Source organism: Caulobacter radicis, assembly GCF_003094615.1.
In the GTDB taxonomy this organism is placed as follows: Bacteria; Pseudomonadota; Alphaproteobacteria; order Caulobacterales; family Caulobacteraceae; genus Caulobacter; species Caulobacter radicis.
Genome location: NZ_QDKO01000014.1, coordinates 92,831 through 111,266, shown reverse-complemented (window position 1 = coordinate 111,266; position 18,436 = coordinate 92,831). Strand labels below are relative to the sequence as shown.

Sequence of the window (18,436 nt, the reverse complement as noted above, 5' to 3'; positions counted from 1 at the left end):
CTTCCGAAGAACCGAAGCCCTTCAAAAGCAACAAAAGCGCTCCTTCCCGAAGGCCATAGGCCGTCGGCAATCCAGCTGCCCGAGTCGATTGAGGCCGCGGAACTTAGCGATCCAGCGCTCGAAATGCAAGTCGAAACCTTCATTTCCGAGCGGCGAAGCGTGTCCCCCGCGGCGAGGTGCGGCTTCTAGACAGCCCCCTGCCCGGCCGCAACCCAATTTCGTCCGCCCCCGCCGGTTAGCTGTGAGCGGATCTGTGCATGGAATCGCCAAGGGCCCGGCCAGGGCTCATCAAGCGGAACCGCTTGCACACCCCGCCATGCAGCCTCCATAGAGCGCTCTATAAGGAGAGACGCCGCCGATGTTGTCCCAGAAAGCCCGCTACGCCCTGCGCGCCATGGTCGAACTGGCCCGCGCGGAAGAGCAGGTCACGGCCGGCGAACTGGCCCTGCGCGCCGACGCCCCCCGCAAGTTCCTCGAAGCCATCCTGCTGGGCCTGGCCCGCCACAAGCTGGTGACCAGCCGACGCGGCAAGTTCGGCGGCTATCTGCTGGCCCGCCCCGCCGAGCAGATCAGCTTCGCCGAGATCATCCGCCTGGTCGACGGCCCCCTGGCCCTGGCCCCCTGCGTCAGCCGCACCGCCTTCCGCCGCTGCGAGGATTGCAGCGACCTGGCCACCTGCGCCCTGCGCGAGGCCCTGCTGCGGGCCCGCGACGCCACCGCCGCCGTGCTCGAGGGCTACAGCCTGGCCGACGCGGTCACCGGCCAGGGCGCCGAGCTGATCGGCTGATCCCCCTATATAGAAGAGCGCTCATGAGAAAGGCCCGCCCTCGACGAGGACGAGCCTGCTTCCACGCTCTCTACAGGGAGCGCCCTTTGCCTTCGCGAAGATCCCGCCGTCAGCCGGCGGCGATATAGGCCTTCAGCCCGTCGGCCTCGGCCTGGGCTTCCTGGATCTTGTATTTCACCAGGTCGCCGATCGAGATGATGCCCACCAGGCGTCCGCCCTTGGCCACCGGCAGGTGGCGGATGCGGCGGTCGGTCATCTTGGCCAGCAGGTCGTCGACGCTCTCGTCGGGCTGGGCGAAGATGACGTCGCGCGTCATGCAGGCCGAGATCGGCTTGGACAGCGCCGCGGCGCCCTCCTTGGCGATCTGCCGCACGATGTCGCGCTCGGACAATATGCCGGCGATGGACTCGTCGGCTTCCAGCACCACCATGGCGCCGACCTTGCGGCTGTGCAGAAGCGCCGCGGCCGCGCCGACGGTTTCCTGGGGCGAGGCGGTGAATACGAGGTCGCCCTTGGTCTTCAGGATCTGAGACACCAACAAAACGCAATCCTCCCTGATCGCACTTGCATAACGAAGGTCTCGCAAACCCGCGCCGGGATCAATGGCGGATCGGGGATCCCGGCCACGAGGCGCCGCGTCATGGCGCGCCCCATGCGCCGCCCCCGCCGCGTTTAACCAATTCTGGATACCTTACCGCCTATGGTGGCGTGTCCGGTTTTGGCACGGGGGTTGCTTGCAAGCCCCGGACAGACAGTCGCGGAGCCCGTCATGGCCTCAAAGAAGAACAACAAGCCCCTGGTTCGGGCCCTCGGCGCGGTCGCCGTCCTCACGGGCGTGCTGATTTCGGGCGCCGCCGTGGCCCAGTCCATGAGCAGCAACTCCGCGTCCTACAATGCCGGCTATGGCCGCGTCGCCGGCCAGGAAAACCATGTCGTCGACTATTCGACCCGCGACGCCAACGGCAATCGCGTCATCGTCGACGGCGTCATGCTCACCGGCAGCGACCAGAGCGTCTATTCCAGCCGCAGCTCGTCGGGCTCGCTGGACAGCTATTCGGGCGTCGGCAGCCTGGGCGGCTTCTCCGGCTCGACCGCGATCGGCAACAACCTGACGGTCATCACCCAGGGCAACAACAACACGGTGATCGTCAACTCCAACCAGGTCAACAACGGCAATGTCAGCGCCGGCGCGTCGACCAACGGCGGTGTCTCCAATGGCAACTAAGCGCGTCTTCCTGATGGTGGCCGCGGCCTGCACGGCGCTCAGCGCCTGCGGCGGCGGCGTGCCCAAGCGCCTGGACGCGGGCAACTACGCCCGCCCCATCGGCACGGCGCCGGTGACGGCCAACCCCACTCCCTATTCGACGGCGCTGAACTGCCTGGCCAGCTACGCCCGGCAGAACCGCGTCGCCGCCCCGCGCATCGCCGTGGGCCGCATCGCCGACTACACCGGCAAGGAAGAGTCCGACGGTTCGGGCCGCAAGGTCACCCAAGGCGCCTCGCTGATGGCGATGACCGCCTTCGCCAAGGCCGGCATGCCGATGGTCGAGCGCTTCGACACCTCGGTTTCCGAACTGGAACTGAAGTACGCCAACAACAAGCTGATCTCCGACCGCCCGGCCCCGACGCCGGACGCCCCGGCCGACTATCGCAAGATCGTCGCCGGCCAGGTCGCCGGCTCGGACTTCTACCTTGTCGGCGGCGTCACCGAGCTGAACTACAACATCCACTCGGCGGGCGCGGACCTCTACGGCGGCGACATCGACACCGACGGGCTGAAGGCCAACTTCAAGCGCCGCGTGTTCGTGATGAACATCGCCATGGACCTGCGCCTGATCAACAGCCGCACCCTGGTGGTGGAAGATGTCATTTCCTACCAGAAGCAGGTGATCGGCCGCGAAGTCAGCGCCGGCATCTTCGCCTTCGCCAACAACAACCTGTTCGACCTGTCGGCCGGCAAGGGCGCGCTGGAGCCGGTGCAACTGGCCGTGCGCTCGCTGATCGAACGTTCGGTCGTCGAGATGAGCGCCAACCTCTACGGCATGCCGGGTCCGCAAAGCTGCCTGCAGTCCGACCCCTTCGGGGCCGACACCGTCGGCGTCACGGGCGCCTTCACGCCCGCCTACAACAACCTGGGAAGCAACAATGCGCAGACCCGCGAAGATCCGTCTCGCTGGAACGATCGCAGCGATCCCTCTGTGCGTCGCGGCCGCTACTAGCGCCTTCGCCCAGGGCCAGGCTCTCAACGACCAGCTGAACCTGCGCGACATCTTCAGCGAGCAGACCCTGAACGTCGTCACCGTCCAGGAAGGCGTCAGCGCATCGACTTCGGCGACCGGCAACAATGTCGGCATCGCGGGCTCGCGCGTGGACGTCGACGCCACCTCCAACCAGGTGAACCAGGGCTCGGTCTACGGCCACACGGTGGTCAATGCGTCGGGCTCGATGGGCGCCTCCAGCGTCGTGGCGACCCAGGCGGCCGGCAATTTCGGCAACGCCGGGGCGGAAGAAGCGACCTACCGCGGCTTCATGGTCCAGACCAACAGCGGCGCGGTCACCGCCCGCGGCCAGGTCGAGGCCGAGACCGCCCGGGCCGGCGACCTCGCCATCGACACCCAGGCCACCGGCAACACCCAGGGACTGTGGCTGCAGAACGGCGCGGCCGGGGCGCGGATCAGCCAGGCCAACTCGGGCGACGTCATGGCCGACGGCGGCGCCATCGTGCAGTACGTCAGCGGAACCTCGACCGTGGCCAGCACGGCGGCGGGCAACCACATCGACATCGACGGCGCCAACCAGTCGGCCGCCCGCGTCATCACCGACCAGGGCAACACCGCAAACCTGGTGCAGGCCAGCAAGTTCACCGCCTATGGCAACGCCTATCTGACCGAAACCTCGACCTCGGCGGCGGGCAACAACCTCAACGCCACCAATGTCGGCCCGCTGCTCGACGTGGCCAACCACCAGTACAACACCGCCTATGTGCGCTCGCAGGCCGAGACCACGTCCTACCAGTTCGGCGCGGCGGGCAGCAGCGCCTACGGGGTGGGCAACGCCGCGGTCGTCAGCAACACGGGCGCGGCCCTGGTGCTCGACAACGTCCAGACCAATGACGGCGGCGGCGTCGAGGTGATCGCCAGCGCCGAGGGCCACGACGGCTACGACATCGGCGCCCGCGCCAGCGCGGCTGGCAACTCGGTGGGCGGCTATGTCTGCGGAACCTGCGGCGGCTCGATGACCACGAGCAACACCCAGGTCAACAACGCCGACGTCTCCTCGCGCGCCACCACCACCGTCACCGGCTCGGCCCGCTCGGTGACCAGCACCGCCCGCGCGGTCGGCAACGACGCGGCGTTCTACGTGCGGTCGAACTAGAGAGGGGATCCTCCCCCAGAGGGGGAAGCGGCCGAAGGCCGGTGGGGGGCCGTTCTCAGCTTCAGCGGCGTCGGAAAGTCACCACCAACTCCCCCCTTCGATCGCTACGCGATCGCCTCCCCCAGAGGGGGAGGTTCCTTTCCCCCCTACCGCCCGTACACCGCGTCGCGCAGTTCCCGCGTCACCTGGCCGTTCATGCCTTCGAAGGCGGTGTTGGTCAGCAGCACCACGGTCAGCTTGGCCTTGGGATCCACGAACCAGTTGTGGCCATAGACCCCGCCCCAGGCCAGGGTCCCCGCGCCCTGCGGGGTCTTGGCGATCGCCGGATCGTCGAGCACCGCCCAGCCGTAGCCGAAGCCCCAGCCGGGGCCTTGGGTGGCGGCCTTGATCCCGGCCTGGTCGGTGGTCATCGCCTTGACGCTGGCGGCCGAAAGCACGCCGCCGCCCCCGGTGCGCACGGCTTCCAGCAGGGCCAGCACGTCGCCGGCCGTGCCGACCATGCCCGCCCCGCCCGAGGGGAAGGCGGCCGGGTCGACGGCGCGACTGGGGGCCATGCGCACGGCGGTGGCGCCCAGCGAGACGTCCTGGTTGTCGGTGATCCGCGTCGGCGCTGGCGCTGCGTTGGCGTAGGGCGTGGCCAGACGGGCAGGGTCGGTCGCCTGGAAGCCGGCGTCCTTCAGCCCCAGCGGGCCGGTGACGGTCCGCGCCACCACCTGCGGCAGCGACCGGCCGTCGGCCTTCTCGGCCACCAGCCCCAGCACGTCGATGGCCAGCGAATAGCGCCAGGCCGAACCCGGCGCAAAGGCCAGCGGCCCCTTGCCGATCCGGGCGACGTCCTCGTCCAGCGTCAGGCCCGAGATGTCGAGGCCGTCCGAGACGCCCAGTTGGTGGTAGGGATGGTCGGCCCTTTCGGCCAGGCCATAGGTCAGGCCGGCGGTGTGGCTGAGCAGCTGGCCGAGCGTGATCGTGGGCGTCGAGCCGTCGGCCAGGGCCGGCTTGAAGTCGGGCAGCCACCTGGTCACCGGATCGGCCAGCGACAGCTTGCCCTCCTCGGCCAGGCGCATGATCGCCACGCTGACGAAGGGCTTGGTCACCGAGGCCAGGCGGAAGACGGTGTTCTCGCGCATCGGCGCCTGGGCCTCGCGGTCGGCCAGGCCGGCGGCGCGGTGATAGACCAGCTTGCCGTCGCGGGCGACCAGCACCACCGCGCCCACCAGCCGCTGGTCGGCGATGGCGCGGTCGACGACCGCGTCGATGCGGGCCGAAAGCGCGGCGTCCGGCGCCTGGGCGATCGCGGTCGGCGCCGCCTGGACCTGCGCCAGAGCCGGCGCGCCGGACAGAACCGCCAGGATCGCGACGGGGGCCGCAACGCTCGCAAGCCAAAGACGCATGTGACGCACTCCCTCGTCGCCGGACGCGCTCCGGCCTTCTAGGGAGTGGGCGGCCGACCCGCCTTCCGCAAGGCGCACGGGCGAGTTTCCCACAGGCCAGACGCGCGGATGTTGCAGTTCTGAAGCGCCGAACGCCGACTTCGCCGCCGCGCGGCCTTGCTTGCGCCACGCGCGAAGGCTTAGCTGCCGCCCCGACACTTCCGGTAATCGAACGGTCTCCATGATCTCTGTCTCGCGCCTGGCGCTCGTCGTTTCCGCCGGCCTGGCGCTCACCGCCTGCTCCACCCTTTCCTCGGTCATGCCCGGCTCGGGCAAGAAGGACGACGCGCCCAAGGTGGCCGCGCCCAAGGCGCCCCCGGCCCAGGCGCCGGCCAAGACCTCGGGACCCCAGTTCTCCGACCTCAAGCCGGGCCAGTGGCCGCACGAGGTCTCGGACGTCGCCGTCGATCCGGCCATCCGCTTCGGCGTGCTGGAGAACGGCATGCGCTACGCCATCCGCAAGAACGCCACCCCGCCCGGCCAGGGCGCGCTGCGCCTGTGGTTCGACGCCGGCTCGCTGATGGAGGCCGACGACCAGCAGGGCCTGGCCCACTTCCTCGAGCACATGGCCTTCAACGGGTCGAGGAACGTGCCCGAAGGCGAGATGGTCAAGATCCTCGAGCGCCGGGGCCTGGCCTTCGGGGCCGACACCAACGCCTCGACCAGCTTCGACGAGACGACCTACACCCTCGACCTGCCCAAGACCGACGACGGCACGGTCGACGACGCCATGATGCTGCTGCGCGAAGCGGCCGGCGAGCTGACCATCGACCCCGCCGCCGTCGACCGCGAGCGCGGCGTGGTGCTGTCGGAGGAGCGCACCCGCGACAGCCCCGGCTATCGCGTCTTCAAGCAGGGCTTCGCCTTCAACCTGGAAGGCCAGCGGCCGCCCTCGCGCCTGCCGATCGGCACGACCGAGGTGATCTCCACCGCTCCGGCCCAGCGCATCCGCGACTTCTACCAGGCCTGGTATCGCCCCGAGAACGCGGTGTTCGTGGCCGTCGGCGACTTCGACGTCGACGCCATGGAGGCCAAGATCAAGGCCAAGTTCGGCGACTGGAAGGGCCAGGGCGAACCGGGCAAGCGCCCTGACCTTGGCCCCGTCGCCCAGCGCGGCCTGACCGCCAAGGTCATCGTCGAGCCGGGCTCGGGCGAGTCCGTCCAGCTGGGCTGGGTGCAGTCGCCCGACCTGCGCGTCGAGAGCAAGGCGTCCGACCGCGAATACATGCTGGAGTCGCTGGGCATGGCGGTGCTGAACCGCCGCCTGCGCGCCCTGACCCGCAGCGCCGAGCCGCCGTTCATCTCGGCCGGCGCCCTGCGCAACGACCAGTACCACGCCGCCCAGATCAACGGCCTATTCGCCCAGGTGAAGCCGGGCGGCTGGAAGACCGCCCTGCAGGTGCTCGACCAGGAACAGCGCCGGCTGATGCAGTTCGGCGTGCGCCAGGACGAGCTGGACCGCGAGATCGCCGCCATGCGCGCCTCCTACGTGGCCGCCGCCGCCGGCGAGGCCACCCAGCGCACGCCCGCCCTGGCCGGCCAGATCATCGGCGCGCTGGGCGACCGCGAGGTGCCCACCAGCCCGTCTCAGAACCTGGCCGCCTTCGAGGCCATCACCAAGGACCTGAAGGCCGACGCCGTCTCGGCAGCGGTCAAGTCGCTGTTCGCCGGCCAGGGCCCGCTGATCGTGCTGCCCACGCCCACCGCCATCGACGGCGGCGAGGCCACGGTCACCGCCGCCTACCAGGAAGCCGGCAAGACCCCCGTCACCCCGCCGGCGGCGCCTGTCGCCACCAATTGGCCCTATGCGGTGTTCGGTCCGACCGGCAAGGCGGTCGAGCAGAAGGACGTCACCGACCTGGACGCCGTCTTCGTGCGCTTCGAGAACGGCGTGCGCCTGACGGTCAAGCCGACCAAGTTCCGCGACGACCAGATCCTGGTGAAGGCCCGCATCGGCAACGGCCTGCTCGACCTGTCCAAGACCGGCCAGAGCCCGCTGTGGTCGGCCTCGTCGATGATCGAAGGCGGCCTCAAGCAGATCACCGCCCAGGACATGGAGCAGGTGCTGACCGGCAAGGTCTGGAACGCCGGCCTCGGCGTCGAGGACGACGCCTTCGTGCTGTCGGGCCGCACCCGGCCCGAGGACCTCTCCACCGAGCTGCAGGTGCTGGCGGCCTACGCGTCGGACGCCGGCTGGCGGCCCGAGGCCTTCAACCGCGTGAAGACCTATTACGGCACGATCCACGACCAGCTGGAGCGCACCAGCAGCGGCGTGGTCGGCCGAGACCTGTCGTCGCTGATGCACCCCGGCGACGAACGCTTCGCCTTCCCCGACCGCAAGGAGATCGCCGACGGCTCGATCGACCAGCTGAAGGCGGCCGTGGGCGGTCCGCTGTCGACCGGCCAGATCGAGATCGTCGTGGTGGGCGACACCACGGTGGAGAAGGCGATCGCCGCCGTCGGCGAGACCTTCGGCGCCCTGCCCGTCCGCACCGGCGTCGCGGCGCCGGCCGACGCGGCCAGGATCGCCTTCCCCGCCCCGTCCAAGGTTCCGGTGGTGCGCACCCACAAGGGCCGCGCCGACCAGGGCCTGCTGTTCATGGCCTGGAAGACCGACGACCTGTTCAGCGACCTGCAACGCTCGCGCAACACCCAGGTCCTGGCCTCGGTGATGCAGCTGCGCCTGACGGACGAACTGCGCGAGAAGCAGGGCGCGACCTACTCGCCCTCGGTCTCGGCCACCCACAACGCCACCTTCCCGGGCTGGGGCTATATCGGCCTGTCGGTCGAGGTTCCGCCCGAGAAGATCGACCAGGTGGTCGCCAGCGTCCGCCAGATCGCCGCCGACCTGCGCGACAAGCCGGTCACCGCCGACGAACTGGAGCGGGCCAAGCTGCCGCGCATCGACCAGCTGGAGAAGGCTCGCGAGACCAACGAATACTGGCTGGGCGCGCTGTCGGGCGCCCAGACCGACCCGCGCCTGCTCGACGCCACCCGCTCGGTGATCGCCGGCCTGCAGCGCGTCACCACCGCCGACGTCCAGAAGGCCGCCCGCACCTTCCTGGCCGACGACAAGAGCTGGACCTTCGAGGTGCGGCCGGAGAAGTGAGGCAAAGATCCTCCCCCTCTGGGGGAGGCGGCCCGAAGGGCCGGAGGGGGCCGTTTTCGGCTCCCACTGACTTCACTCCTCCCCCGTGAAACGGGGGAGGTGGCGCGGCGCGGATACGCGCCGTGACGGAGGGGGCGACGGCCGGCACAGCGCCCGGTCTCGCCCCCTCCACCGCTTCGCGGTCCCCCTCCCCCGCAAGCGGGGGAGGAAAAAGAAAAAGGCCTCCGTCCTTTCGGGCGGAGGCCTTTGTCGTTCGAGACGTTGGGAGCGGCCTAGTAAACCACCCCGCCGACGCCGCCGTCGAGGCTGAGGCTCATGCTGGAGCTGGACTCGCGCACGGTCTCCTCGCGATAGGCGGTGTAGGTCTCGGTGGTCATGATCGACAGGATCTTCACGCCGGCGCCGTAGCGGCGCAGCAGCGAGCGCTCGTTGCAGTCGCGGGCCGGGCGCTGCGGACGGCAGATCAGGGTCCCGCCTTCGCCGCCTTGGCCGCCGCGCACGCCGGGGACGTGATACAGCGCCTCGTTCTTGGCGCAGATATAGGTCTGGCCGCCGGTGCTGGCGTCGATCAGGCCGGAATACTCACCCACCACGTACTGCATGCGGCTGCCGGCGATGCAGCGATAGAGTTCGCCGTCATAGAGGTCGTCGATCTCGCGGTCGGGCGTGACCTGCGAGGCCGGGTGCGGGATGTCCTTGTCGTCCAGGCAGACGGCGCGGACGACGACGCGCTTGAAGCGGGTACGGGTGGCCTCATAGGCCGTGCGACGCGCGGCTTCGCCGCCGGTGACGTTCAGGCCCTGGATGTAGCCGGTGGGCTGCGGGCCCGAATAGTAGCCGCCATGGGCGCCGCCGCCGTAGAACACCGTCGCGCCGGCCGAGGCGTTCGATCCGGCGCGCACCGAGGCGTTGGCGCTCGCATTGGCGTTCACGTTGACGTTCACGTTGACGTTGGTCTTGCCGCCGCCGCCCCAGTGGCCGCCACCACCGCCGCCGCAGCCATTGTCGCAGCCGGTCGGCGGCTTGGGCGGGCGCGGCGGCGCGGGCGGAGGCGCGCAGCAGGTCGGAGGCGTCGGCGTGCAGCCGCTGTTGCATTGGGCATAGGCGACGCCGCCCACGAAGAGTCCGGCTACGGCCGCCCCGATGGCGATCCACAGCTTGGACACGGTCAGTTTCGGCGCCGTCATGGCGTCTCCCCTTCACACAGCGACGTCTTCCGGCCGGTTCTCCAGCAAGAAGCGCGCCATGGGCCCGCCACGCCTCGACTCTGTGCCAAGACGATACGACGGGGCCCCTGGCCCGGTTCTCCTAGCAAGCCCCATGCGGTCGAAATGGACCGCGGAAGGACCCGCAAGGGGACGACGATGTTCCATCCAAGCACGGAACGGTTGATAGACTATTGGCGAAACCGGGCCGGCGACGGCCGGATGCCCGCGCGCGCCAGCGTCGATCCGGGCGATTTCCTCGACCTGCTGCCCCAGGTGTTCATCCTCGGACGCGGAAACGGACGCTATCCCTTCCGCCTGGCCGGCGGTTTCGTCACCGATCTGCACGCCCGCGACCTGCGCGGCGAGGACCAGCTGTCGATGTGGGCGCTGTCCCACCGGCTGGAGGTGAAGTCGGCGCTGGAAGTGGCCCGCCGCCGGGGCGAGCCGGTGGTCGTCACCGCCGACATCCGCGCCCATGGCGTGGCCTCCGTCGGCATGGAGGTGCTGCTGGCCCCGATGACCGGCGCCAGCGGCGAGGCCGACCGGTTCCTGGGCCTCTACCAGCCGATCGCCATGATGCAGCGCCTGATGGGCCGCCCGGCCTACGAGTTGGGCGTGCGCCGGATCCAGGCCCTGGCCCCGACCAACGCCGAGGCCCCGCGCCTGCGCCTGGCCAGCCTGGACGGCCGCCTGATCGCCTGACGGGGCGATATCGAGAGTTTCCTCCCGTGCTCTGGCGGGAGGTTTTGCGTCGGCTTGCCGGAGACGACGCCGGAAGGACGGAGGGGCGCTCGGGAGAGCGCCGCCACGGCGGGAGCGCCCCTCCGTCCGACCCTCAAGCGGCTACGTTACGCGCCGTGACCACCCAGCCCGCGCCCTCGATCACCACCGCCTCGCCCACGGCCTTGGCCGCGAAGGCCTCGCGCACCGGCGGGATCGCCTGCGCTCGCACCGCTTCCGGCTGATCGGCCAGGGCCCGGGTCAGCGGACCGACCTGGAAGGCCAGGTCCACCGCGTCCTCGATCGCCGCCTGCCGGGTCTCGCCCTCGCCGAAGGTGATCGGATGGTCGATGGCCGTGAAGGCGACATCGGCGAAGCCGGCCTCGCCGAGGATCCGCTCCACCCGCGCCCTGTCGCCGAACGAGAACGGCCCCGGCGCCTCGGGCGGCGGCGGGGCGGGCGCCCCGACGATCGGCGCGATGGCCTTCATCGGCAGGCGCACCCAGTCGTTCTCGCCCGCCCCGCGCCAGCAGACGAAGGCGAGGCGCCCGCCCGGCTTCAGCGCCCGCCGCATGTGGGCGAAGGCCTGGGCGGGCTCGTCGAAGAACATCACTCCGAAGCGCGAGAACAGCAGGTCGAACTGCTCGACCGGCAGCAGCGCCCGGCTGGCGTCGGCCACCTGGAACCTCACATTGGCCGTCTCGGCCGCCAGCTCGCGCGCCCGGGCGACCAGCGGCTCGGAAACGTCGACGCCCAGCACCGCGCCCGACGGCCCGACCAGGGCGGCGATCTCCAGGCTGCCCGCCCCGGCCCCGCAGCCGATGTCCAGCACCTGCTCGCCGGCGGCCGGCGCCGCGGCGGCGATCGCCGCCTGGCCATAGTCTTGGAGCATGCGGTCGAGCCGCGCCTGGTTGGCCACCCAGCGCTCGCCGGTGCGGCCGTTCCAGTCGGAGATCTGGTTCACGTTGCGCTCGGTCATCGGCGGCCCCTTAGTTGAGAATTGATCTCAACAAGGAATAGCCGTTCGCCTCGCGGCTGTCGACTACCGCCCGGCCGCGTCCAGGGCCGCGATGACCTCGGGCGACAGGGTCAGGCGCACGCCCGCCAGCAGCTCCTCCAGCTGCGCGACGCTGGTGGCGCTGGCGATCGGCGCGGTGATGGCCGGATGGGCGACGATCCAGGCCAGGGCGACCTGGGCCTGGGTGGCGCCCGTGACCTCGGCCGCCTCGTCGAGGGCGGCCAGGATCCTCAGGCCCTTGTCGTTGAGATAGCCCTTCACCGTACGCCCGCGGGCCTTGCCCTCAAGGTCGGCCTCGCTGCGGTACTTGCCGGTCAGGAAGCCGGCGGCCAGGCCGTAGAACGGGATGATCCCGACCCCCTCGCGCGCCGCGAGGTCAGCCAGCGGCCCCTCGACCTCGTCGCGGTCGTAGAGATTGAACTTCGGCTGGATCGACTCGTATCGCACCAGGCCCTTGTCGGCCGAGGTCTTCAGCGAGGCCTCCAGGCGATCGGGCGTGAAGTTCGAGGCGCCGATCGCCCGCGCCTTGCCGGCCTTCACCAGCCGGTCGAAAGCCTCCAGCGTCTCGTCGAGCGGCGTGTTCTCGTCGTCCTCGTGCGACTGGTAGAGGTCGACATGGTCGGTGTTCAGACGGCGCAGCGAGTCTTCCAGCGCCGCGACGATGTTGGCGGCCGACAAGCCCGGCCGCTTGGGCCACTTGGCGACCTTGGTCAGGATCTTGATGCGGTCGCGCTTGCCGCCGGCCGCCAGCCAGCGGCCGATGGTCGCCTCGGACTCGCCGCCCTCATGGCCCGGAACCCAGGCCGAATAGACGTCGGCCGTGTCGATCGCGTCGAAGCCGCCGTCGACGAAGGCGTCGATCAGGCGAAACGAGGTCGCCTCGTCCGCCGTCCAGCCAAAGACGTTGCCGCCGAACACCAGCGGGGCGATCGAGAGGCCGGAGCGGCCGAGGGGGCGTTGGCTCATGAAGCAGATCCTTGTTCGCAAGACGACCGGGACTGTGCGCGGGTTCAGCACGCCTCGCCCAATCAAACTTCGAAATAAGGCCTATTGGGCTTTCGTGACGGATCTATCCGAAACGGCTGAGCCCTTGTCTCGCCCCCTACTCCGCAAAACCCCAGCGAAAGCGGGGGCCCAGGTGTTTTATCGTCGAGCGCCAAGCCTTTCAGAAAAGCCTGGGTCCCCGCTTTCGCGGGGATTTTACGGGATAGGGGAAGCCTTAAGCCGCCACGGCCGACGCCCCGTCGAACACCGGCGCGTCCTGCGGCGCCAGGGTCGCCCTGCCGCGCAGCAGATCGGCGGCGCGCTCGGCGATCATGATGGTCGGGGCGTTGGTGTTGCCGCCGATCAGGGTGGGCATCACCGAGGCGTCGATCACCCGCAAGCCGGTCAGGCCCTGCACCCGCAGCTGGTCGTCGACCACCGCCAGCGGATCGCCCGCCGCCCCCATCCGGCAGGTGCCGACCGGATGATAGATCGTCTCGGCCTTGGCGCGGATCCAGGCGTCGATCTCCTGGTCGCTCCTGACGTCCGAGCCCGGCGCGTACTCGCTGTCGCGATAGGGATCCAGCGCGGCCTGGGCGGCGACGTCGCGGCCGATCCGCACGCCCTCGCGCATGGCCCGGCGGTCTTCCTCGGCGGCCAGGTAGTTGGCCAGGATCTTCGGATCGGCGAACGGATCCGACGAGTGCAGCCCGACCGAGCCCCGGCTCTCGGGCCGCAACTGGCAGACATGCAGCGTGAAGCCGTCCTTCTCGACCAGCACCTTGCCGTGGTCCTGCATGATCGCCAGCACGGCGTGGATCTGCAGATCGGGCCGGTCGAGGTCGGGCCGCGAGCGCAGGAAGGCGCCCGACTCCAGGAAGTTCTGCCGCCCGATGCCCTTGCCCATCAGCAGGTAGGACAGGCCCACGCCCAGCTTGTTCAGGCCCTTGTTGGCCGAATAGGCGGTCTTCAGCCCCTTGGTCGTCCACGACAGGCAGACGTCCAGGTGATCCTGCAGGTTCTGGCCGACGCCGCGCGCCTCGTGCACCGGCGTCACGCCGGCAGCCTTCAGCGCATCCGGATCGCCGATCCCCGACAGTTGCAGGATCTGCGGCGACTGCACCGCGCCGGCGCTCAGCAGCACCTCGGCGTCGGCATAGGCGACCGCTTTCTCGGCGCCCTTGCCGACGACGTACTCGACGCCGACCGCCTTGCCGTTCTCGACGACGATGCGGGTGGTGCGCGCCTCGGTCAGGCAGGTCAGGTTTGGCCTCGACAGGGCCTGGGCCAGATAGGCGGCCGCCGCGCTCCAGCGCTTGCCGTCGCGGATGGTCAGGTCGTAGGGCCCGAAGCCCTCCTGCTGATAGCCGTTGAAATCCTTGGTCACCGGATGGCCCGCCTGACGGCCGGCCTCGATCACCGCCTTGTAGAACGGACTGTCGGACTCGCCGGCCGAGACGTGCAGCGGACCGTCGCCGCCGTGATAGGCGCAGCCCCCGCCGTGGAAGGTTTCCGAGCGTTTGAAGTAGGGCAGCACCTCGGCGTAGGACCAGCCCGACAGGCCCATCTGCCGCCACTGGTCGTAGTCTCGCGCGTGGCCGCGGATATAGATCATGCCGTTGATCGCCGAGCTGCCGCCCAGGCCCCGGCCGCGCGGCCACCACAGCCTGCGGCCGTCGAGATGCGGCTCGGCCTCGGTCCAGAAGCCCCAGTTGCTCTCGCCCTTGGCCTTGATCAGCTCGCCCACGCCGGCGGGCATGCGCACCAGCACCGAACCGTTCCTGCCGCCGGCCTCCAGCAGCAGCACCTTCACCGCCGGATCCTCGCTCAGCCGCGCGGCCAGCACGCAACCCGCCGAGCCGGCGCCGATGATGACGTAGTCGTAGCGCGTGCCCGACATGGCGTCCCTCCCACAATGTTATCGTTGTTAAGACAGAGAGTGACCCGGTCGGGCGGTGGGGGCAAGAGGCTGCGTAACTGTCGGTACAGGTTAGAGCTGTCCCTAAAACAGGCTTAGATTGTCAATAATGAGAAGCGGTCGCATATCGGACTCGCTATGTCCGACATGCGCCAAGAGCTGTCCTTGGCACGCCTCCAGGAAGGCGACGTTCGTAGGCTATGGCTGGCGGCCGTCGGCGCGGCCGAGGCAGTGATCCGTTCACCGACCGATGAGACATGGTCGGGCTAGGCGCTGTCTTCCTCATCGGCGAGCGCTCCAGGCTCACTCTCGTCCAGTTCCATCCATGCCAGCGCCTTTGGATCGGAGCATGTCACCACGTCAGGACCAGCGAAGACCTTGTCACGCACCGTCTTGAGGTCCGGATCGCCCAGGAAGTCTTCGAAGTGCTCGGCTACGGTGAGATGATGGGCGTGATGTAGGTCGGAGCCGCAGTCACACTGCTCCGGATGCTCGACGCGGGTCCAGACGCCCGCATCGTCGGCCTGGAAATAAAGGCCCCGAGTGATGCCAAAGCCCGCCGGCCTCGCCCCGGGATGATCCGTCAGCAACTCGGTTAGGAGGATCACACCGTTCGGCTGGGGCTCCAGATAGATTCCCTTGGAATAGATGCTCGACCTTTGTGCTTGAGGATGGCGGACCAAGCCGTCGATTTCGACCGCTACCCCGACGTTCTCCCGGACCAGCTTGGTCAGGCGCGGGAACGTCATGTCGCCCTTGGCCGTACCGTGAAAGAGCATCTCCTCGGTCAGGAAGAACGCGACGTCGCCAACCGCGTGCCAGGGGCGACGCTGTCGGCCAGCCAGAAACGCCGATAAAAAGCCGATCCAGGCCCTGTCCGCCGCAGGCTTCGGACTTCGTATTCCGGAAGAGGCAAGCCCCGTTCGAAGAAGTCGATGCCGACGTCCTTGCCGCCGTGTTCGAGCTTCACCCACGGGATCGACAGCAGCGCGGCCAAAACCGGATCTGTCTGTGGGCCAGGAAGGAGCTGATCCACAGTTAGCGCAGGATTTCGCGCCGCGTAAGCAGCGAAGACGGCGCTTGGAGCGTGGATCCGGGTGGCCACACAATCGTCGGGCAGGTTACCCTTTAGCGGCCCAACCATGAAAGCAGACTGCGCGACGCATCGGTGCTGTCCTTCGCGCGTCGTGATCTCGAGCAAATCAACCGCGTTGAGGTCCCGCGCCCTTAGCGCTTTGCGGCTGATGACGTAGAGACACCCCTGCCCGTCGGCGGGTTCATACCACGCCCGTTCCCTGCGGATACAAACCGGGTCCTCCCAGCAATCCTCGATCAGTTCGCCGGAAGGCTCGGTATGGTAACGGTTGGCGGCGAACCAGCATGCCACCGCAGGGTCGGAGGTGGCGTCGAGGAAGAATGAGCGCCAGCCGTAGCGCTGGAGAATGGCTTGGTCGATTGCCAATCCGTCAGGCCGTCAAACGCCTTCACGAACGCGGCCAGAATGCTACGCGAATAGTGCCACCACTTGAGCATTCTAGTGGGGCGGCAGCCAAGGCGGGCAAAACTGGTGCGTAGGTCCGGCCCGCCGTCCTCGCGAAAATACTCGCGAGTCTGCCCCCGAAAGAGCGCTCCCGGTCCCAGGCCGGCGAGTGCGGCGTCCAGCGCCTCGATGTCCTGACACTCGATGGTGTCCATGCGCCCCTCCCGGTGATCGCCCGCTAGAACGTGAAGAGGTCGCGCACCCGGGCTAGGACCGCGCCAGTCTCCGCCAGACGGCGACGCTTAGCCCGCAACACATCATCTAACCGCAGACCATTGTTAAGCATGTCGTAGAGATCCAGCCCGTCCATGCAGATGACCCTGTCGCCCTTGAAGGCGATCATGCCCACGTCGCTAAAGCCGTTCATCGAGATGAAAAGGCCTCTACCCCAGTGGGCCTTGCCCTCGACCTTAGCCTGCAGGTTACGCAGGTCCGGGGCGTCGGTGGCAGCGTTGCGCCACTTGGCCTCGACCATATAGGTCTCATGATCGAGCTCGAAACTACCGTCGAGCTGTTCGCCGACATTGCGAAACGCGCCCCGCGCATCGAGACCGTAGGTGTCGAATAACGCCTTCAAAAACCGTTCGAAAGCGTAACCGCGGGCTTGGGGATCGAGGCTGGCGATGCCGACGAAGTCTTGGGCCAGGGCGTCCAGCTTGGCGCGATCGACCTCAGGCTTGACCGACCCCACGGGGGTGGGCGGCTTCTTCGGCGTGGGCCTAGCCCCGCCCAAACGCTCGACCAGGTCGCAGAACTCGTCATGCGCGCCCGCGCTCTGATCCGGTTGCCCCGAGCGGCGGATGCGCGCGTTTCGATACTCCCAGAGCGCCAGGAGGGCGCGCAGGACCTGCTCGCGGGGCGCCGACTGCAGAAAACAGCGAAGACGTTTGGCCTTGGAGTTTCCGTTGAGGGAGTAGCGCGCCGCGTCGATATCGACCTTCACCTCGTGGCGGAAGAAATCGCCGAACGTTCGGTCGGTGAAGTCCAGGACATAGCCGCCGGACATTTCGAACAGGTCGTCGACCAACATGATGTCGACCGCGCGAACGTCGGTCATGCGATCCCCTGTCGAATCATCTCTCCCTGAGCCGAGCATGAGCCCACCATCGCGTCCGTGGCGATAGCGGTTTGTAGCGCACGCCCCCCGGTCCGGCACATCCAACGGTTCCTTGGCCCAGCCGAACCGGCTGGTCTGGAACGTGGGGGGAACGGAGGGACCACACGCCTCGACCATGGCGGGCGGAAGCGCCGGCTCGCCGGATCTCGGCATCGGGCCCCGAGCACCATCGCCAACCTGATTATGAAGCTTTCGTTCTCGGGTGTCTTGTCGGCGGCGCGATCGAAAAGTCGCGCGCACTGCCGCACCCAGGCGTGGTGGTCAAACGGGTTCGATGTTTGGCGGGAAGCCCGGCGCCATAAGCCGAAGTTGGCTCAACGGCAGAGAGGCGACATTCTTCCGCGCAACCCGCTCCAATGCCCACTGGCTCCAACTGGTGGTTGACCATAGCGATCCGCGTGGACACCTTACCTCCCCGGGGGATTTCATTTGGCAAAGAAACCAGTCAACCTCGTCCACCTCGAGTGGGCAATCCAGAGCCGGACGCGCAATCAGGCTGCATCGCTCCGGCTATTGAAGCTCTTCCACGACCATGAAGAGGCCTGGAAAACGAAGGGCTATTCCCGCGCGGCCCAAGAGCTTACGAGCGTGGCATTTTCGCTTTGGCGCGCGGCCTTTCTAGCGGAACGCACAGGCCGACGCGTCGAGGTTTTCGCGCACGCTAAAGATTTCCTGGAAAAGATGATCGAGGACAATGCGATCATCTACGCGACAGACAAGAACTCACGCGAGTGGACCTTCAACTACTATACAAGGGCGGCCCGGGCTTCACTGGAGAGCTTACATCGGACCTTCCCGGAGAGCGCTCTCGAATACAAACTCAGTACGATGAAGGCAACGGAGCGCTGGGACTACTGCCAAGAACTGCTCGAGAGCGCGATAGCCGGCTTCGAAAGGGTCCTGACAGCTAGGGCAGCTCGGCCAGCGAAAAAGCCCCAAGCGCCCTCTGAAAAGAAGGTGAAACGCAAGAGGGTCCGCGAACTCACCCTTGCCGCGCGGTCGGATGAGGCAAGCGCATCTGCGAAAGCTGCGCTTCCTAGTAAGGCGAGCACCTGATCCTCGAAGCTGGGCCTTGTCGCGCCAATTGCTGACGCCGGCGCAGCTTCAGGATTTGGACGTTCAGCCCACTAGATATGTCCTGTTGATTGCACAGCTTTTGTGATGGCGGCCGCCTAATCTCTTCCGCACAATAGATCGCAGTCGAAGAGTAGCGGGGGCAGGAAAGTCGCC

Annotated in this window: 17 protein-coding genes; 8 read left to right on the top strand and 9 right to left on the bottom strand. The window is 68.2% G+C overall.

Features of this window, described 5'->3' with window-relative positions; translation table 11 throughout:
- Together DDF62_RS25840 and DDF62_RS08770 are read left to right on the top strand one after the other, a co-directional pair.
- The coding region (locus tag DDF62_RS25840) for a hypothetical protein (RefSeq protein ID WP_208866840.1) at positions 1-189 on the top strand (189 nt) is incomplete at its 5' end.
- Positions 190-358: 169 nt separating this feature from the next.
- Positions 359-787 (top strand): RrF2 family transcriptional regulator, encoded by a 429-nt coding sequence (locus DDF62_RS08770; RefSeq protein ID WP_116488762.1) that lies wholly within the window; start codon positions 359-361, stop codon positions 785-787.
- Between the two features lie 109 nt (positions 788-896).
- Here DDF62_RS08770 and DDF62_RS08765 read toward each other — a convergent pair whose 3' ends face one another.
- Positions 897-1,328, bottom strand: a complete 432-nt coding sequence (locus tag DDF62_RS08765) for a CBS domain-containing protein (RefSeq protein ID WP_116488761.1) — start codon at positions 1,326-1,328, stop codon at positions 897-899.
- Between the two features lie 228 nt (positions 1,329-1,556).
- Between DDF62_RS08765 and hfaA the strand changes: the two genes are divergently transcribed.
- Genes hfaA through hfaD form a run of 3 tightly spaced genes read left to right on the top strand, consistent with a single transcriptional unit; the run spans position 1,557 to position 4,162 of the window.
- The gene (hfaA, locus tag DDF62_RS08760; RefSeq protein WP_116488760.1) at positions 1,557-2,012 is read left to right on the top strand and encodes a holdfast anchoring protein HfaA; all 456 of its coding nucleotides are present in this window, start codon (positions 1,557-1,559) and stop codon (positions 2,010-2,012) included.
- The gene (hfaB, locus tag DDF62_RS08755) at positions 2,002-3,006 is read left to right on the top strand and encodes a holdfast anchoring protein HfaB (protein WP_116488759.1); all 1,005 of its coding nucleotides are present in this window, start codon (positions 2,002-2,004) and stop codon (positions 3,004-3,006) included. Before hfaA ends, hfaB begins: the two co-directional genes overlap by 11 nt.
- A complete protein-coding gene (gene hfaD, locus DDF62_RS08750; RefSeq protein WP_165832206.1) occupies positions 2,933-4,162 on the top strand; it encodes a holdfast anchor protein HfaD in 1,230 nt (409 codons plus the stop codon). Before hfaB ends, hfaD begins: the two co-directional genes overlap by 74 nt.
- Before the next feature lie 146 nt (positions 4,163-4,308).
- Here hfaD and DDF62_RS08745 read toward each other — a convergent pair whose 3' ends face one another.
- Complete coding sequence (locus DDF62_RS08745; RefSeq protein ID WP_116488758.1) at positions 4,309-5,553, bottom strand: serine hydrolase domain-containing protein; 1,245 nt, start codon at positions 5,551-5,553, stop codon at positions 4,309-4,311.
- 220 nt (positions 5,554-5,773) lie between these two features.
- Between DDF62_RS08745 and DDF62_RS08740 the strand changes: the two genes are divergently transcribed.
- The gene (locus tag DDF62_RS08740; protein ID WP_116488757.1) at positions 5,774-8,701 is read left to right on the top strand and encodes a M16 family metallopeptidase; all 2,928 of its coding nucleotides are present in this window, start codon (positions 5,774-5,776) and stop codon (positions 8,699-8,701) included.
- Positions 8,702-8,973: 272 nt separating this feature from the next.
- Here the strand turns inward: DDF62_RS08740 and DDF62_RS08735 are convergent, their stop codons facing one another.
- The gene (locus DDF62_RS08735) at positions 8,974-9,888 is read right to left on the bottom strand and encodes a hypothetical protein (protein WP_116488756.1); all 915 of its coding nucleotides are present in this window, start codon (positions 9,886-9,888) and stop codon (positions 8,974-8,976) included.
- A 144-nt stretch (positions 9,889-10,032) separates the two neighbouring features.
- Between DDF62_RS08735 and DDF62_RS08730 the strand changes: the two genes are divergently transcribed.
- Complete coding sequence (locus DDF62_RS08730) at positions 10,033-10,611, top strand: PAS domain-containing protein (RefSeq protein ID WP_341871563.1); 579 nt, start codon at positions 10,033-10,035, stop codon at positions 10,609-10,611.
- A gap of 133 nt (positions 10,612-10,744) precedes the next feature.
- Here the strand turns inward: DDF62_RS08730 and DDF62_RS08725 are convergent, their stop codons facing one another.
- The 6 genes from DDF62_RS08725 to DDF62_RS08700 all read right to left on the bottom strand — a co-directional run bounded on the left by DDF62_RS08725 (position 10,745) and on the right by DDF62_RS08700 (position 17,146).
- A complete protein-coding gene (locus DDF62_RS08725) occupies positions 10,745-11,608 on the bottom strand; it encodes a class I SAM-dependent methyltransferase (RefSeq protein ID WP_116488754.1) in 864 nt (287 codons plus the stop codon).
- 63 nt (positions 11,609-11,671) lie between these two features.
- On the bottom strand, positions 11,672-12,613 hold the full coding sequence (locus DDF62_RS08720; RefSeq protein WP_116488753.1) for an aldo/keto reductase: 942 nt from the start codon (positions 12,611-12,613) through the stop codon (positions 11,672-11,674).
- Between the two features lie 253 nt (positions 12,614-12,866).
- Positions 12,867-14,531, bottom strand: a complete 1,665-nt coding sequence (locus DDF62_RS08715) for a choline dehydrogenase (protein WP_116488752.1) — start codon at positions 14,529-14,531, stop codon at positions 12,867-12,869.
- Positions 14,532-14,815: 284 nt separating this feature from the next.
- The gene (locus DDF62_RS08710) at positions 14,816-15,328 is read right to left on the bottom strand and encodes a hypothetical protein (protein ID WP_116488751.1); all 513 of its coding nucleotides are present in this window, start codon (positions 15,326-15,328) and stop codon (positions 14,816-14,818) included.
- Positions 15,329-15,336: 8 nt separating this feature from the next.
- Positions 15,337-16,011, bottom strand: coding sequence for a hypothetical protein (locus tag DDF62_RS08705; protein ID WP_116488750.1), 675 nt, complete (start codon positions 16,009-16,011; stop codon positions 15,337-15,339).
- A 256-nt stretch (positions 16,012-16,267) separates the two neighbouring features.
- The gene (locus tag DDF62_RS08700) at positions 16,268-17,146 is read right to left on the bottom strand and encodes a restriction endonuclease (RefSeq protein ID WP_116488749.1); all 879 of its coding nucleotides are present in this window, start codon (positions 17,144-17,146) and stop codon (positions 16,268-16,270) included.
- Between the two features lie 489 nt (positions 17,147-17,635).
- Here DDF62_RS08700 and DDF62_RS08695 point away from each other — a divergent pair, with 489 nt between their 5' ends.
- A complete protein-coding gene (locus tag DDF62_RS08695; RefSeq protein ID WP_116488748.1) occupies positions 17,636-18,262 on the top strand; it encodes a hypothetical protein in 627 nt (208 codons plus the stop codon).
- Positions 18,263-18,436 lie beyond the last annotated feature (174 nt).

What these genes read in the sequence shown, in the direction of transcription:
- DDF62_RS08770 (WP_116488762.1), top strand. Translation starts at nt 359, where the DNA reads ATGTTGTCCCAGAAAGCCCGCTACGCCCTGCGCGCCATGGTCGAACTG.
- hfaA (WP_116488760.1), top strand. Translation starts at nt 1,557, where the DNA reads ATGGCCTCAAAGAAGAACAACAAGCCCCTGGTTCGGGCCCTCGGCGCG.
- hfaB (WP_116488759.1), top strand. Translation starts at nt 2,002, where the DNA reads ATGGCAACTAAGCGCGTCTTCCTGATGGTGGCCGCGGCCTGCACGGCG.
- hfaD (WP_165832206.1), top strand. Translation starts at nt 2,933, where the DNA reads ATGCGCAGACCCGCGAAGATCCGTCTCGCTGGAACGATCGCAGCGATC.
- DDF62_RS08745 (WP_116488758.1), bottom strand. Translation starts at nt 5,553, where the DNA reads ATGCGTCTTTGGCTTGCGAGCGTTGCGGCCCCCGTCGCGATCCTGGCG.
- DDF62_RS08740 (WP_116488757.1), top strand. Translation starts at nt 5,774, where the DNA reads ATGATCTCTGTCTCGCGCCTGGCGCTCGTCGTTTCCGCCGGCCTGGCG.
- DDF62_RS08735 (WP_116488756.1), bottom strand. Translation starts at nt 9,888, where the DNA reads ATGACGGCGCCGAAACTGACCGTGTCCAAGCTGTGGATCGCCATCGGG.
- DDF62_RS08730 (WP_341871563.1), top strand. Translation starts at nt 10,033, where the DNA reads ATGGACCGCGGAAGGACCCGCAAGGGGACGACGATGTTCCATCCAAGC.
- DDF62_RS08725 (WP_116488754.1), bottom strand. Translation starts at nt 11,608, where the DNA reads ATGACCGAGCGCAACGTGAACCAGATCTCCGACTGGAACGGCCGCACC.
- DDF62_RS08720 (WP_116488753.1), bottom strand. Translation starts at nt 12,613, where the DNA reads ATGAGCCAACGCCCCCTCGGCCGCTCCGGCCTCTCGATCGCCCCGCTG.
- DDF62_RS08715 (WP_116488752.1), bottom strand. Translation starts at nt 14,531, where the DNA reads ATGTCGGGCACGCGCTACGACTACGTCATCATCGGCGCCGGCTCGGCG.
- DDF62_RS08710 (WP_116488751.1), bottom strand. Translation starts at nt 15,328, where the DNA reads ATGCTCTTTCACGGTACGGCCAAGGGCGACATGACGTTCCCGCGCCTG.
- DDF62_RS08700 (WP_116488749.1), bottom strand. Translation starts at nt 17,146, where the DNA reads ATGACCGACGTTCGCGCGGTCGACATCATGTTGGTCGACGACCTGTTC.